The organism is Mesorhizobium sp. SP-1A (assembly GCF_032460275.1).
In the GTDB taxonomy this organism is placed as follows: domain Bacteria; phylum Pseudomonadota; class Alphaproteobacteria; order Rhizobiales; family Rhizobiaceae; genus Mesorhizobium.
In genome coordinates this window covers 102,115-116,958 of the sequence record NZ_JAVXZD010000011.1, presented here as the reverse complement: position 1 = coordinate 116,958, position 14,844 = coordinate 102,115, and the positions used below count along the sequence as shown (strand labels likewise).

Sequence of the window (14,844 nt, the reverse complement as noted above, 5' to 3'; positions counted from 1 at the left end):
CGATCCCCAGGATCACAATGTTCATGGCTCGCTCCTTCCTCTCAAATCAGCACCAGCATCCTAGCCGATGCTTCTCAGGAGGGGCGGGCCATCCCATAAAACGCTGTTCGCCCTTGAGCAGGCACGCGCCGATATTGCCCGCAGGCGCCAACGATGGCGATCCTGGCAGGCCGGCCTCGATCCCCAATGCCTAGTCTTCATCGACGAGACCTGGATCAAGGCCAACATGGCTCCGCTGCGCGGCTGGGGGCCGAAGGGCAAGCGGCTGCGCGGCCTGGCTCCGTACGGCCACTGGCGCACGCTGACCTTCCTCGGCGCGCTGCGCTGGGATCGGCTCGCGGCGCCTTGCGTCTTCGACGGGCCGATCAACGGCTAATGCTTTCGCGCTTATGTCGAACAACAGCTCATCACTGTGCTGAAGCCCGGCGATATCGTCGTCATGGATAACATGGGAAGCCATAAGTCGGCGGCCATCAGGCAGATGATCAAGGCCGCTGGCGCCAGGCTCTGGTACCTGCCGCCCTACTCACCAGACCTCAATCCGATCGAGCAGGCATTCGCCAAGATCAAGCACTGGATGCGCCAGGCACAGAAACGCACCGTCGAGGACACCTGGCGCCACATAGGCCACCTCGTCGAAACCATCGAGGCAGCCGAATGCAACAACTACTTCGCAAACGCCGGATACGCTTCCGTCAAAACGTGAAAGACTCTAGATACAAGTTCCATCGCAATGCTATCGTAGCCACCGTGCTCGGGCGACAATGCGCGCCTCGTTCTGAGAACGGTTCTCAACTGAGAACTTGGCACCTACCCACGGCGGCAAAGCTTCCGTGAACGGCCGGCGTGTTAACCATTGGTTAACCCTTAATCGTTTGACGCCGCAACAGACTCACGGCATCTTACGCTCGATTTGGAAAATAACTGTTCCGAGCGTTTTTAATGGTTGAGAGCATCATTTTGGATATGCCGCGAGAAACGGCTCCGAAATCGCTGACGCGGCTGATCGAAACTGATGCTGACATTCTCAGCGCCCAGTTGCAACATCTTCGTGCGCAAGCATTTCAGCCGACATCTCAAAAAGAACTGCGCAAGTTCATGGCCGGGGAAGCCGCGAAGCTGATCGGCATCAGCGATGCCTATCTTCGCACGCTCGTGCTTGAGGGCGTGATACCGGAGGCTGAAAGGAACGCCGCTGGCCGCCGCCTTTATTCATTGAAGCAGATCCACGATATCCGAGATCATCTCGGCAGGAACAAGAAGGGCTATGTGCCGCGCAGATGTGCGGGCGACAAGCTCCAGGTCCTGGCCGTCACCAACTTCAAAGGCGGCTCCGGCAAGACGACGACCAGCGCCCATCTGGCACAATATTTCGCGCTGCGAGGCTATCGCACGCTGGCCATTGACCTCGACCCGCAGGCGTCTTTGTCGGCGCTGTTCGGGATTCAGCCCGAGTTCGACCTCGAGGCGAATGAGACGATCTATGGCGCCATCCGCTACGACGACCAGCAGCGGCCGCTCAAGGAGATCATCCGGGAGACCTATTTCACCGGCCTCGATATCGTGCCCGGCAACCTCGAACTACAGGAATTCGAACACGAGACCCCGCGGGCCTTGACCGAAAGGGTGCGGTCGGCTGACCGGATGTTTTTCGCACGGGTCGCCTCGGCGCTATCGTCCGTGGAACCCGACTATGACGTCATCATCCTGGATTGTCCGCCGTCGCTCGGATATCTCACCTTGTCGGCGCTCTGCGCGGCGACTTCCGTTCTTGTCACGATCCATCCCCAGATGCTCGACGTCGCCTCGATGTCGCAGTTCCTTCACATGACCGCCGGCTTGTTCGACGTCGTGGAAAGGGCAGGCGGCAATGCCGGCTACGATTTCTTCCGCTATGTTCTGACCCGCTACGAGCCCAACGACAGCTCTCAGTCCCAGATCGCCGGGCTTTTGAGGGGTCTGTTCGGCGATCGCGTGCTGACCAACGCGATGGTGAAATCCGCAGCCATCTCTGATGCCGGGATCACCAAGCAGACATTGTACGAAGTCGGCCGCGAGAACTTCCATCGCCAGACCTATGACAGGGCCATGGAAGCCATGGACGCTCTGAACGGGGAGGTGGAATCTCTGGTAGCGCAGACATGGGGCCGCAAATGACGAAAAGACGCGACGCGCTGAAGGACTATCTGACACCGATCACGGCAAAGTTCTCAACTGAGAACCCCGCGCCGCGGCAGCGTCCGCACATGACCTCCGGCGCCCTTCAGAGCATGAACGAGGCGATCTCCGGATTGGGTCAAGAGGCCGACGTTCTGCGCAAGGCGCTGGCCGACGGCCTCACCATAGTTGAGCTCGATCCGGCGGATATCGACGCCTCCTTTGTGAAGGATCGCCTCGATGATTTCGCCAGCGACGATTTTGAAGCCCTTGTCGAAAGCATTCGGGAAAACGGGCAGATATTGCCTGTGCTGGTGCGGCCGCATCCCGAGCGGCGCGAGCGCTATCAATTGGCTTTCGGCCACCGCAGGGTGGCCGCGCTTCGCCGCCTCGGGCAACCCGTAAAGGCGTTTGTCAAGGAGCTGACCGACGACGAGCTGGTGATCGCTCAAGGTAACGAAAACCTCGAGCGAAAGGATCTCAGCTTCATCGAACGCGCACTCTTTGCGCTTCGCCTCGAGGACCGGGGTACCTCGCGCATGGTGATCATGCAGACGCTCGGCACCCGTTCGAAGGGCGTGCTTTCGGAAATGATCGCTCTGGCCCGCAAACTACCGATCGAGTTGATCGAAACGATCGGCGCAGCGCCCGGCATAGGCAGGCCGCGTTGGGACAAACTGGTTGAGCGGCTGGCAAACACCAGCCCTGAGAACTGGCGAGAACTGGTCGCGACAGCGGAATTCAACAAGCTTGCGAGCGCGGCACGTTTCGAAGCTGTCTTCGACGCCATAGCAAAGCCGGCTTCCACCAAAGCGAGCGGCAGTGAAAGCATCCGTCCCTGGATGTCCGACGACAAGTCCGTGGCCGTTACGCTCAAATCCACTGCGAAGAAGACCGTCGTGACTTACGAGTCCAAGGACGGACCCAGCTTCGCGGGCTACATCACGGCGCGATTGGAGGGTCTTTATCAGGACTTCCGAAGATCGCAGAAGGCATCAACAGGAGATTGACCCCGCAAAAGAAAAGGCCCCCGAAACGTCACCGTCGCGGAAGCCCTTCTCAGATCTAGACAATCAGAGAATCACATTTCCGCAAATCACTGTCAAGAGTTTTGGCGTCGCTTTGACGGGCAGATTTCTTTTGCCTTATCGAAGGTGAAAGAACATGGAGAGGCATATTGCAGCGACTCCCTTTGGGAGCCGGCCGATGTCGTTTGCCTTGATGGCAGCACGGATGAAGGCCATCGAGATCCCCGAAGGCAAAGTGGTCGGCAAATGGCAGGTCTATCGTGATCTGTGCGAAGGAAAATCCATCATCGGCATCGGCGACCGTGCACTGGCCGTGCTTGCCGGTCTGTTATCATTCTATCCCGACGATGACCTGTCGGAAGAGAACGGGCTGATCGTCTTTCCCTCGAACAAGCAACTGTCGCTTCGCGCCCATGGCATGGCCAATGCCACGCTGCGCCGGCATCTGGCCGCGCTGCTCGAGTGCGGCATCATCCTGCGCAAGGACAGTCCCAACGGTAAACGATACGCGCACAAGGGCAGGGGAGGGGAGCTGGAAGACGCTTTCGGCTTTTCCCTGGCGCCGCTGCTGGCGCGTGCGGAAGAGTTCCACATGGCCGCCGAGCGTGTCCGCAGGAACAACCGGGCCCTGAAGCGGATGCGGGAGCGCATCACGCTGCAGCGTCGAGACATCGGCAAACTGATCGAAGCGGCGATGAACGAAGGTGCTCCCGGCGCCTGGGAAGGGCTGTGGAGCCGTTACAGGGCCGTCGTCGACCAGCTTCCCCGCAAGGCGGACCTCCACGAACTCGAGCCTTTTGCCACGAAGCTCGACGCAATTCGCGAAGAGATCGATATCGCTTTGAAAAAACTGATAAATGTCGGGAATCTGGGCGCCAAAGAGTCCCAAAATGAACCGCAGCATTCTAATTCACATACCTATTTACCTGTTAAATCTGAACTGCCACGCAAAACCACCCACGCAGACACCAAGCCGTCCGACCAACCACGGCAATCGCCCCAAGCCTGTTCGCTCGATCTGGTGTTGAAAGCCTGTCCCGACATCTCGAACTATGCGCCTACGGAAATCGGAAGCTGGCGCGATTTGGCGGCAACGGCCGTTCAGGTGAAGGGGTATCTTGGGGTCTCACTGCCGGCCTACGAAGACGCCTGCCGCGTCATGGGCCCGGAAACGGCAGCGATCGTCATCGCCTGCATCTTGCAGAGGGCTCAGGATATAAATTCAGCGGGAGGATATCTGCGCGCCCTGACAGAAAAAGCGAGGGCAGGGCAATTCTCGGTCGGCCCAATGCTGCTGGCAACACTCAAGGCCCATAGCTTGCCGCCAAACAGGAGGACAGCACCGAGATATCTCCAGAGTAATCGGAAGGCTGCTTGAAAAAGCTACGGACCCGGGCTTTCAGCAAGCGACAGGCTAATTACAGGCCGTTTTAAGCAGGAGACAGGCCGTGCGGTTTATAGTGCTGTGAGCAAATTTAACCGCACAAGATATACACATGCCGGGAGCTGTCCGAATGCAGGACTATTGGAGCCCATGCGATCTGTCATAGCCGTTGACCGCCGGCGGAGCCCAGCCTTGCGGCCGGCCTGCGGGCCTGTAGATCTCCACGACCATCGGATAGCAGGCGGCGGCATCCGACGAATGCACGGTCGAGCAATCTCCACCCGGGCAGGCCGACATGCAGCCAAGGAGATCGATTTCCGCGAAGAATTCCAGATAGTCGCCGGGACGCACCGGGCTCGCCTTCATGAAATATTGCCCGGTGTCACGGGTGAAACCGGTGCACATGAAGACGTTCAGCACATCATGGATATAGGTCTCCGCCTCGGCGAGCGGCTTGCCTGTCTTTTCCGCGAAGGCGCGGGTGAGGTTCGAATGGCAGCAATGGTGATACTGTCCGCCATGACTGAGCAGATTGTTGGTATAGGGATCGCAGCGCGTCCCGATAACGTCATGCACCGAACCGCCGAACTCGTCGAAGCCGTACCAGTCGAGCGTATCGTGGGTGATGGTGGCGATGGGGCGCATATAGGGAAAGCTGGAAAAGAGCTGGTCGCCAAGCCCCACATGGGTGCCGTTCAACGCGCGTGTCTTGCCGCTGTAGAACCTCTCGTTCAGATCGTTGGCGTTGAACAGGTTGAGGTCGCCGACCTGGGGACCCTCGCTGCAAAGGATGCGACAGAAATGCCCCGCCGGCACGGTCCAGCAGGCTGCATCGCGTGGCGGCACGACAACGCGCTCGACAAAGGTAAGGTCGTCGCGCAACGCACGATAGGCGGCAAGGTCGGGACGGGGCAAGGTATCGACCGGATAGCAGATCACAGGCCTGATCGCCTTGCGGGTGGCGGCGTCCAGAGGAGCTTCGGTAACGGGTCTGGGTTTCATCTTGGTTCTCCGGAAACTTTTTTGGTCTTTGCCGACCTTTGTGAAGCGCGATGAGCGTCAGTCGATGGTGGCGAGCACGGCATTTAGCTCGACTGATGAGCCTGCCTCGATCTTGACGTGGATGCGGCCCGCTTTCGGGGCGGCGATACGCGTTTCCATCTTCATGGCCTCGATCAGGGCGATGACGTCGCCCTCCGCGACCGTCGCCCCGTCCTCTACCAGCCATTTCTGGAGCGTACCGGGGATAGGGGCGCGCACCGCATCATCATCCGGCGCAGGCCGGGTCGACCCGATCGATTGCGGCACCGCGACATTGGCGAACAGCGCCGCGGGCAGAGCGAGCATGTGCCGCTTGCCGTCGATCTCGATGAAGCTGTGCAGCAGCCCGCCCTCGAAAGGATCGACTCGCGGGGCAGGCGCGATGCCGCGAAATTCCGTCTCGATCCAGTTGGTGAAGACCTTGAAGCCGTCTTCGCCGGTGAAATCGGGTTCGTCCACCACCGCGCGATGGAACGGCAGCACCGACGCGACGCCTTCGATGCGGAATTCGGCCAGCGCGCGCCGAGCGCGGACCAGCGCTTCCGCACGCGTCGCGCCGGTAATGACGAGCTTTGCCATCATCGAGTCATAGAGGCCGGAAATGTCGGAGCCGGTTTCGATGCCGGCGTCGAGCCGCACGCCAGGCCCGGAAGGGGCACGGAACAGGCTGATATGCCCCGGCGTCGGCAGGAAGCCGCGGCCCGGATCCTCGGCATTGATGCGGAATTCGAAGGCGTGGCCGCGCGGCGCAGGCGTCTGCGTGGAAAGCGGCAGGCCGTCAGCGATGCGCAATTGCTCGATGACGATATCGACGCCGGTTGTCTCCTCGGTGACGGGATGCTCGACCTGAAGGCGCGTGTTCACCTCCAGGAAGGAGATCACGCCGTCTTGCGACAGAAGAAACTCCACCGTGCCCGCGCCGGTATAACCGGCCTCCGCACAGATGGCACGGGCTGCGTCGTGGATGCGGTCGCGCTGCTCGTCGCTGATGAAGGGGGCAGGGGCTTCTTCGACCAGCTTCTGGTTGCGCCGCTGCAAGGAGCAGTCGCGGGTGCCCAGCACCGCCGTGTTGCCATGGCTGTCGGCGATGATCTGGGCCTCGATATGGCGGGGCTTGTCGAGGAACTGCTCGGCATAGCACTCGCCGCGTCCGAAGGCCTCGGTCGCTTCGCGCACGGCGGATTCGAACAGTTCACCCACTTCCTCGATACGGTAGGCAACCTTCATGCCGCGCCCGCCACCGCCGAACGCGGCCTTGATCGCCAGCGGCAGTCCGACTTCCTTGGCGAAGGCCACGGCTTCAGCTGCCGAGGCCAGCGGCCCGTCGGAACCCTTGACCAGCGGCGCGCCGACCTTTTCAGCAATGCGGCGGGCCTCGACCTTGTCGCCGAGCGCGTCGATGACCTCCGGCGCGGGACCGATCCAGATCAGCCCGGCCTCGATCACCGCGCGAGCGAATTCCGCCCGCTCCGACAGGAAACCGTAGCCGGGATGAACGGCGTCGGCACCGGAGCGGCGGGCGATGCCGAGGATTTTTTCGATGTTCAGATAGGTCTCGGCCGGGCGGCCTGCGCCGAGCCCATAGGCTTCGTCGGCCATTTCGGCGTGGAGCGAGGCCGCGTCGGCGTCGGAATAGATCGCCACAGAGGCGACGCCGTAGTCGCGGGCGGCTCGCGCGATGCGTACGGCGATTTCGCCACGATTGGCGATGAGCAGCTTTTTCATCGTGCGGGGTTCCTCTGCTCGATCTCCTGCGGATCGAAGCCGGCTATCGGATTGAAACGGATGCGCGCGCCGATCGGCATTTGTCCGGCCAGATCGAGATGATGACGCGCCACCACGCCGATGACCGGATAGCCGCCCGTCACGGGATGGTCGGCCAGGAACAGCACCGGCTGGCCGCTATGCGGCACCTGGATCGCGCCGTTCGGCGTACCTTCGGATGGAAGTTCGGCATGGTCGCGCCGTTCGAGCGTCTCGTTGCCCGAGAGGCGCATGCCGACGCGGCTCGATTCCGCCGTGACCAGCCATTCCTGCGAAAGCAATGTCTCGATGCCCTGGTCTGTGAACCAGTCGGTACGCGGCCCGAGCGCGATGTCGAGCGTCACCATCTCACCGGCGCGAGGCAGGGGGAGTGGCTGCGGGCGGCAGGGATCGACGGCGCAGGCTGGCCGATCTGCCGGAACCAGCACGTCGCCGGTTTGCACGAGGGCGGGGCCCACCTTCGCCAGCGTGTCGGTGGCGGCGGAGCCGAGCACCGGCTCGACCACGAAGCCGCCGCGCAGCGCCAGGTAGCTGCGCGCGCCTTCCGGCGGAATGCCGAGGCTCAACTCGTCGCCGGCGTCGAGCGCGAAGGGCTTTGCGAAGGGCGCGGCAACCATGCCGCCATCATGCGTATGAATGGTGAGCGGGCAGGGTGCACCGGTCACCGCCAATGTGACGGGACGATCCGTCCGCAGGGAAAATCCGCCAAAGACGATCTCCAGCGCCGCCGCATCGCGGGGATTGCCGACGCAGAGATTGGCTTCGGCAAGCGAATGGCGGTCGAGTGCGCCCGATTCGGCGACGCCCTGGTCGGCGCGGCCGGGCCGGCCGCGGTCCTGATAGAGCGCCGGGCGATCGCAGCGTGTGACGCGCAGCCCCTGCGTTGGGCTCAGGGCTCGCGCTTCCTGTTTGCGCGCTGCGAAGACCGGAGCCCGCGCGCCTTCGGCCATATTGCGAAACTGCACGCGGTCACCGGGGGCGAGCAGTGCCGGCTTGTCGCGCGCCGTGTCCCACATCTTGACGGGTGTGCGCCCCAGGATTTGCCACCCACCGGGACTGTCGGACGGATAGATCCCGCCGAACTGGCCGGCAATAGCGACAGATCCCGCCGGCACATGCGTGCGCGGACTGTTGCGGCGCGGTACGTCGAAGCCGGGATCGTCGCAGGTCATATAGGCAAAGCCCGGCGCGAATCCGGTGAAAGCGACGGTGAAGGTTGCTGCCGTATGGCGGCGGATCACCTCTTCGACCGTCCAGCCGAGCAATTTCGCCACGTCGTCCAGGTCTTCGCCGTCGTAAGCGACCGGAATCTCGTAAAGTTCGCCCTTGCGAGCGTTGTGGACGGAAAGGTCGATGCGCGCCAGTTCTTCCACGATCCGCGTGCGATCGGTGACGAGCGGATCGAAGCGAACCATCACCGTGCGGGCGGCCGGCACCATTTCCATCACGCCATGCAGCGGCGCGGCGAGCAGGCAGTCGAACAGTGACATCGCCGTTTCCAGATCGCCCAGTTCGACGAGCAGACAATCCAGCCCGGCGGGCAGAACGCGCAAGCGCTTAGCCACGGCTCACGGCTTTTGTCATATCGGCGAAGGCTTTCAGCTCGACGCCGCGCTTCGCCAGTTTTTCGCGCAACGCGCGGGCGAGCGCCACCGCAGCGGGATTGTCGCCGTGAATGCAGATGGATTGCGCCTCGAGCGGAATTTCCACGCCGTCTGTGGTGGCGATTTTCCCCTCCGTGACCATGCGCAGCATACGCTCGGCCACGACTTCCGGATCATGGATGACCGAACCGGGCAGGCGGCGGCTGACCAGGCTGCCGTCGGCGTTATAGGCGCGATCGGCGAAGGCCTCGCACACCACGGCGAGACCCGCAGCGCGGGCCTGTTCGACGATCGGTGCGCCGGCCAGCGCCATGAGGATCAGCGAGGGATCGATCGCCTTGATCCCGGCGATCACGTCGGCGGCCTGCCGCGCGTCGTGGGCGATGGTGTTGTAAAGCGCGCCGTGCGGCTTGACGTAGCGCACCGTCGTTCCCGCTGCGCGGGCGAGACCCTGCAAGGCGCCGATCTGGTAGATCGTGTCGCCGACCAGTTCAGCGCTGGAGGGATCCATGTTGCGGCGGCCGAAGCCGACGAGATCGCGGTAGCCGACATGCGCGCCGACCGAAACGCCACGCCGTGCCGCTTCCTTCAGCACAGTCAAAATGCCGGCCGGATCGCCGGCATGGAAGCCGCAGGCGATGTTGGCGCTGGTCACGATCTCCAGCATGGAAACGTCGTCGCCCATCGGCCAAGGGCCGAAGCTCTCGCCAAGGTCGCTGTTGAGATCGATGCTTGCCATGGCACAGTCCCTTCGGATATCACTCTCCGTTGTTGAGTATCATGATTATGATTGTTCAACAATATGAATCTGCAAGGCCATAATGAGAATGGACCCCCTAGATCCTAGATGAAACCTGAAAATCCGGAAGATGACCGCTCGCTCGCCGAAACGGTAGCCACGCGCATTCGCGACCTGCTGATAGAAGGTGAGTTCGGGCCAGGGGAAAAGCTGTCGGAGCAGCAGGTCGCCAGCCGCTTCGGCGTCTCGCGCAACACATTGCGCGAGGTCTTTCGACTGCTGACCAGCCAGGGGCTGTTGGCTTACATTCCCAATCGAGGGGTCTTCGTCGCCGCGCCGGACGAGGCGGCCGTCATCGACATCTACCGGGTGCGCGCGGTGATCCAGAAAGGTGCCATCCAGGCGGCTGGCAACAGCCATCCTGCACTTGCGCGTATGCAGCAGACGGCGGTCGAGGCGGACGTAGCCCGCAGGGAAGGCGATTGGCGGCGCGTCGGCACGCTCAATATGGAATTCCATCGCCGCATGGTGGAGCTTTGCGACAGTCCGCGTCTTTCGGCCTGCTTCGACCTGGTGCTTGCGGAATTACGGCTCGTGTTCGGCCAACTCGAGGACACGTCCCATCTTCATGAGCCCTATATCGGGCTCAACCTGGCGCTGGTCGAGGCTTTGGAACGGCAGGACGCGACCGGGGCGCTCGCGCAGCTGGAAACCTATCTTGTAAAGTCCGAGCGCGCAGTGCTTGCCGCACTCCAGCGCGGACGAAAACGCTGACGGTCCAGCGGCGCCCGGACCCAACCTCAACCCGAAGCGGCGTCAAGAGTTACCGGCCGCAAGCGATGCGACATAGGCCGCTTCATCGATCTCGATCACGGTCGGCCGGTTGCGCTGCGCGGCGGCCTTGAGCTTCGCCGGCAGATCGCGCGGATCGTCCAGGTTCTCGGCCTCGCAGCCGAAGCCGCGCGCGATGGCCAAGAAATCCGGCGTGTAGATGTTGACGCCGATCGGCTCGATGCCGCGCGCCTCCATATAGGCCTTGATCTCGCCATAGCCGTTGTTGTTCCACAACAGCACGATCAAAGGCAGTCCGGCCTCGCGGGCCGCACCCAGTTCGGGCAGCGTGAACTGGATGCCGCCGTCGCCGGCAAGACAGACGGTGGACCGGCCGGAGCCGATCAGCGCGCCAGCGGCCGCCGGCAGGGCGTAGCCGAGCGTGCCGTAGCCGGTGGCCGAGCAGAACCAGGAACGCGGCCTGTTGGCGGCGAAGTCGATGCAGCCGGCATAGACCGGCTGAGCCGAGTCGCCGGCGATCACCACGTCGGGCAGCGTGTCGCGCACGACCTCCATGAGGTGAACGCCAGCGCGCAGAACCGGGTTGAGCGCCTGCCGCACGCCGTCGCGCGCGGCCTTGGCGCGCTTGGCCCCGTCGCTTGCCGGGCGTGGCGAGGCGGAAGCGACCAGCGCTTCCAGCGCAAGCCGGGTGTCCGAGACCAGCGCCAGGTTGGCCGGGCGGCCGCGCATGGCCTGCTCGGGATCGATGTCGATGCGGATCAGCTTTCCGTTGATGCGCGCGCCGCCGGTGTCGTAGAAATCGAAGTCAGTCGGGCCGAACTCCGTTCCGGCCGCAATCACGAGATCAGCCGCCTCGATAAGTGCGCTGGTCGCCTCCATGGCAGGACTGCACGGCACGCCGAGCGGATGGCCGGCAGGCAGGACGCCGCGACCGTTCACCGTCATGACGACCGGCGCGTCGAGCGCTTCGGCCAAAGAGCGCAGCGGCCCGCCGGCATCGGCCGCGCCACCGCCGGCGATGATGACCGGCCGCTTTGCCGCTGCGCACAGGGCCGCAGCCTCGGCAATGGCGTGGTGTTCCGGCGCCGGGCGTGTCGGGGCTGGGCGCTTTACCGCGGGAAGGTCCGAAGCGTCCAGGGTGAGCAGGTCGATGGGCAGCTCGATATGCACCGGGCGCGGCCGTGCCGAGGAGAAGACGGCGAAGGCGCGCGCGATGACCTGCGGCAGTTCCTCGGCGCGCAGTACGGTGTGGCTGAAGGCGGTGAACTGGCGGGCGAGTTGGCGCTGGTCGGGCAGCTCATGCAGGTGTCCTTCGCCCGATCCCATGCGACCCGGCGCATTGACGCTGGTGATGACCAGCATGGGCACCGAATCGCCATAGGCCTGCGCCATGGCTGTTGCGATGTTGGTGAGGCCGGGGCCGGAAATGATGAAGCACACGCCCGGCCTGCCGGTGGCGCGGGCATACCCGTCGGCCATGAAGCCGGCGCCCTGTTCGTGGCGCGGCGTGATGTGGCGGATGCCGCTGCCGGGCAGGCCGCGATACATTTCCACCGTGTGCACACCCGGAATGCCGAACACGGTGTCGACGCCATAGGCGGCGAGCAGTTCGACCAGATAGGTTCCGACCGTCTTCATTCAGGCAGTTCCTTTTGCAGCGGTCTCCACGCAGCCGTCGAGCTGCGCCAGGATGGAGTCGAAGGGCGGTCGCTCACCGAAGCCGATGAGCATGAGGATATTGTCCGCGCCGAGGCCTTCCGGCGCTTTTGTCAGTTGCTCGAAGGAAAGGCGCGTTCCGACAAGATGCACCGCAAAACGCCGGCCGCCGGTCGCGCGCAAGAATCCTTTGGCGCGATAGACCGCCGTGGGCAGGCCGGCAAGAACCGTCTGCAGGCGCTTCAGATCGACCGCACCATCATGCCGCCAGAGCGCGCTCACAGCCTGTTCGTGAACAGGCTCCGCCGCGAAAGCGGAGGCGACGGGGCGCGCCGAAACATCGCCGGCAAACAGAATCTCGAAGGGCACACGCGCTTGCGTGGTTTCCACGATCCGGCTGTCCGGAAAGGTCCAGCGCGCGCGCCATTCATCGAGTTTTTCGCGTCCGACAAGGTCGGTCTTGTTGAGGACCAGAAGGTCGGCAGAGCCGATCTGCGCTTCGGCAAGACCGGGCGCGGCAGCGATCGCATCGTCAAAGCCGGCGGCATCGACCACCACGACGATCGCATCCGCGCGCAGGCGCGATGAGAAACGTGAATAGCGCACCGTATCCATGATGCGGGCGGGATCGGCCACGCCGCTCGCCTCGATCACGATGTGGTCGATGTCGGCGCGGGCGGCCAGGAGCTCTTCGAGCTGCTCGACAAAGCCCTGGTTGAGACCGCAGCAGACACAACCGTTGGACAGGCTGTAGAGCCCGCCCTCGGTCGAGGTGATCAGCGCGGCGTCGATGTTGATCGCGCCGAAATCGTTGACCAGCACGGCGACCTTCAGCCGATGGTCGCCGCTCAGGATGTGGTTGACGAGCGTCGTCTTGCCCGCGCCAAGGAAGCCGCCGATGACGGTGACGGGTACGGGCGCGGCGCCCTCCGTCACCATAGCTGCGGCGCCTCCCCGTGCCACACGGCATCGGAGTTCCCGTTCAGCCGGTCGTGCACGAGCTGACCCTGCATGAAGGTCAGGTCCACCTTGGTGGAGTGGATGTTGCCCTGCGGCTCGACCTCGAACAGGTTGCGGTCGAGCACGATGATGTCGGCCGACTTGCCCACTTCGAGCGAGCCCGCCTCATGCTCGATGCCCATCGACCAAGCGCCGTTCTTGGTCATTACGTCGATGGCCTGCGTCAGAGAAATCGGCTCGCCGAAGCGGCCCTCGGCCTCGCCCCACGGATTGGCGCGGGTGACCATGGTTTCCAGCGCGATCCACGGATCGAGCGGGCTGACCGGCCAGTCGGTGCCGATGACGGCAACGCCGCCGGCTTCCAGCACGCCCTTGATATTGTACGCGCGCGACAGCCGTTCCGGGCCGTAGCCGGAGCGTGCGCCCGAGACGAATTTCGACGGATACCACGACACCGGCGAGAACTCGGCCGTGACATTGAGGTCGCGGAAGCGCTTGAGGTTACCGCCATGCAGGATGGTCGAGTGCGCGCACTGATGGCGCACGCCGAGCCCGCCCGGACGCCGGCGCGCTTCCTCGATCGCGTCGAGGAAAGTGTCGGAGGCCGCATCGCCCGTGCAATGGGCGATGACGCGGATGCCCTGCCGGTCCATGTCCCAGATCATGTCGGCAAGATGCTCGGGCGTCAGGTTAAGCTTGCCGCTCCAGCCGGAATTGCCGCCGTCCCAGGGCGTGATGAGATAGGACGAGCGCGGCTCGACCGTGCCGTCGAAATGGAATTTTACGGCGTTGGCGTTGAGCCGGGCCGAGCGGTAGTAGTGGCGTTCCCCGGCGATCAGCTCCCAGCGACGGCGCACCGGAAAAATGTCGTCCTGCCAGCTTATCGCGGCCTCGACACGCAGGGTGAGTTCACCCGCCTGGTCGAGCGACTGCAACGCGTTCAGCCGGTTTTCGCAGACATGGACATATTTGGTCGACACGACGCCGCGCGCGGACTGGTAATGTACGCCGTCGCGATAGGCGGCGCGCAGAACCGGGACCGGGGTAGGGGGCATGGCTGCATGGATTAGCGCATAGGCGCCGTCGATCAGAAGGCCGGTCGGCTCGCCGCTCACCGGATCGCGCTCCAGATAGCCGTTGGCTGGGTCGGGCGTGTGGGTCTCGATGCCGGCGCGGCGCAGCGCCTCGGAATTGACCATCATGGTGCCCCACATGCGGTCGAGCAGGGCGACCGGCCGGTCGGTCATCACCGTGTCCAGCCAATCCTTGCCAGGCACGAGCCCAGCTTGCCGGAATGTGTAGCGGACGAAATACTGGCCGTAGATCCACTCGCGGTCCGGGTGCTTGGCCGCATAGGCGAGGATGGCATCGCGGACCTGGTCCGGCGTCGGATCGACGATGCCGATATCGAGGTCTTCGGCATAGCGCGGCGCCAGCGCTAGGTCGGGATGGGTATGCATGTCGTAGAGGCCCGGCATGGCGAAGCGTCCGCCGAGGTCGGTCACCCTCGTCTGCGGGCCGATCAGGTGCTCGACGTCCGCGCGCTCGCCGCGCGCGACGATGCGCCCCCGCGCCGCAGCCAGTGCGGAACACCACGGCAAACCCGGGTCGCCGGTGTAGATGCGGCCGTTGACCAGCACGAGGTCCGCATGGACGCTGCGGGCGGAATGGCTCGGGCGGTGGTCGTAGAGAACGCGCATTTCGGTAAGCTACCTGCCA

Annotated in this window: 11 protein-coding genes and 1 pseudogene; 5 read left to right on the top strand and 7 right to left on the bottom strand. The window is 63.6% G+C overall.

The genetic code is table 11. The features are described from left to right. Positions 1-73 precede the first annotated feature (73 nt). From QU595_RS28315 to repC, 4 genes and pseudogenes are all read left to right on the top strand, one after another. Positions 74-706: pseudogene (locus tag QU595_RS28315) on the top strand (IS630 family transposase); the annotation flags it as partial. A gap of 260 nt (positions 707-966) precedes the next feature. Beyond that, positions 967-2,157 carry a plasmid partitioning protein RepA gene (gene repA / locus QU595_RS28310; RefSeq protein WP_315928345.1) on the top strand — a complete coding sequence of 397 codons (1,191 nt, stop codon included), beginning with the start codon at positions 967-969 and terminating at the stop codon, positions 2,155-2,157. Continuing rightward, entirely contained in the window at positions 2,142-3,167 is a 1,026-nt protein-coding gene (gene repB / locus QU595_RS28305; RefSeq protein ID WP_315928340.1) for a plasmid partitioning protein RepB, read from the top strand. The genes repA and repB overlap by 16 nt, the downstream gene beginning before the upstream one ends. 154 nt (positions 3,168-3,321) lie before the next feature. Continuing rightward, positions 3,322-4,563, top strand: a complete 1,242-nt coding sequence (repC, locus tag QU595_RS28300) for a plasmid replication protein RepC (RefSeq protein ID WP_315928338.1) — start codon at positions 3,322-3,324, stop codon at positions 4,561-4,563. Positions 4,564-4,707: 144 nt separating this feature from the next. On the opposite strand, the gene QU595_RS28295 is transcribed toward repC, so the two are convergent. The 4 genes from QU595_RS28295 to QU595_RS28280 are packed head-to-tail and all read right to left on the bottom strand — an operon-like array spanning position 4,708 to position 9,717. Then, positions 4,708-5,571: an urea carboxylase-associated family protein gene (locus QU595_RS28295; protein ID WP_315928336.1), complete on the bottom strand. Its 864-nt coding sequence runs from the start codon at positions 5,569-5,571 to the stop codon at positions 4,708-4,710. 57 nt (positions 5,572-5,628) lie between these two features. Next, positions 5,629-7,335: an acetyl/propionyl/methylcrotonyl-CoA carboxylase subunit alpha gene (locus QU595_RS28290; RefSeq protein WP_315928334.1), complete on the bottom strand. Its 1,707-nt coding sequence runs from the start codon at positions 7,333-7,335 to the stop codon at positions 5,629-5,631. Continuing rightward, on the bottom strand, positions 7,332-8,939 hold the full coding sequence (locus tag QU595_RS28285; RefSeq protein WP_315928332.1) for an urea amidolyase family protein: 1,608 nt from the start codon (positions 8,937-8,939) through the stop codon (positions 7,332-7,334). Before QU595_RS28285 ends, QU595_RS28290 begins: the two co-directional genes overlap by 4 nt. After that, a complete protein-coding gene (locus QU595_RS28280) occupies positions 8,932-9,717 on the bottom strand; it encodes a 5-oxoprolinase subunit PxpA (protein WP_315928330.1) in 786 nt (261 codons plus the stop codon). The genes QU595_RS28285 and QU595_RS28280 overlap by 8 nt, the downstream gene beginning before the upstream one ends. A gap of 108 nt (positions 9,718-9,825) precedes the next feature. On the opposite strand from QU595_RS28280, the gene QU595_RS28275 reads away from it, so the two are divergent. Continuing rightward, positions 9,826-10,491 (top strand): GntR family transcriptional regulator, encoded by a 666-nt coding sequence (locus tag QU595_RS28275; protein ID WP_315928328.1) that lies wholly within the window; start codon positions 9,826-9,828, stop codon positions 10,489-10,491. 42 nt (positions 10,492-10,533) lie between these two features. Here QU595_RS28275 and QU595_RS28270 read toward each other — a convergent pair whose 3' ends face one another. Genes QU595_RS28270 through QU595_RS28260 form a run of 3 tightly spaced genes read right to left on the bottom strand, consistent with a single transcriptional unit; the run spans position 10,534 to position 14,825 of the window. Beyond that, positions 10,534-12,147, bottom strand: coding sequence for a 5-guanidino-2-oxopentanoate decarboxylase (locus QU595_RS28270; RefSeq protein ID WP_315928326.1), 1,614 nt, complete (start codon positions 12,145-12,147; stop codon positions 10,534-10,536). Further along, complete coding sequence (locus QU595_RS28265) at positions 12,148-13,104, bottom strand: GTP-binding protein (RefSeq protein WP_315928324.1); 957 nt, start codon at positions 13,102-13,104, stop codon at positions 12,148-12,150. Beyond that, complete coding sequence (locus QU595_RS28260; RefSeq protein ID WP_315928322.1) at positions 13,098-14,825, bottom strand: amidohydrolase; 1,728 nt, start codon at positions 14,823-14,825, stop codon at positions 13,098-13,100. Before QU595_RS28260 ends, QU595_RS28265 begins: the two co-directional genes overlap by 7 nt. Between the last annotated feature and the right edge of the window lie 19 nt (positions 14,826-14,844).

What these genes read in the sequence shown, in the direction of transcription:
- repC (WP_315928338.1), top strand. Translation starts at nt 3,322, where the DNA reads ATGGAGAGGCATATTGCAGCGACTCCCTTTGGGAGCCGGCCGATGTCG.
- QU595_RS28265 (WP_315928324.1), bottom strand. Translation starts at nt 13,104, where the DNA reads ATGGTGACGGAGGGCGCCGCGCCCGTACCCGTCACCGTCATCGGCGGC.
- QU595_RS28275 (WP_315928328.1), top strand. Translation starts at nt 9,826, where the DNA reads ATGAAACCTGAAAATCCGGAAGATGACCGCTCGCTCGCCGAAACGGTA.
- QU595_RS28270 (WP_315928326.1), bottom strand. Translation starts at nt 12,147, where the DNA reads ATGAAGACGGTCGGAACCTATCTGGTCGAACTGCTCGCCGCCTATGGC.
- repB (WP_315928340.1), top strand. Translation starts at nt 2,142, where the DNA reads ATGGGGCCGCAAATGACGAAAAGACGCGACGCGCTGAAGGACTATCTG.
- QU595_RS28290 (WP_315928334.1), bottom strand. Translation starts at nt 7,335, where the DNA reads ATGAAAAAGCTGCTCATCGCCAATCGTGGCGAAATCGCCGTACGCATC.
- QU595_RS28295 (WP_315928336.1), bottom strand. Translation starts at nt 5,571, where the DNA reads ATGAAACCCAGACCCGTTACCGAAGCTCCTCTGGACGCCGCCACCCGC.
- QU595_RS28280 (WP_315928330.1), bottom strand. Translation starts at nt 9,717, where the DNA reads ATGGCAAGCATCGATCTCAACAGCGACCTTGGCGAGAGCTTCGGCCCT.
- QU595_RS28260 (WP_315928322.1), bottom strand. Translation starts at nt 14,825, where the DNA reads ATGCGCGTTCTCTACGACCACCGCCCGAGCCATTCCGCCCGCAGCGTC.
- repA (WP_315928345.1), top strand. Translation starts at nt 967, where the DNA reads ATGCCGCGAGAAACGGCTCCGAAATCGCTGACGCGGCTGATCGAAACT.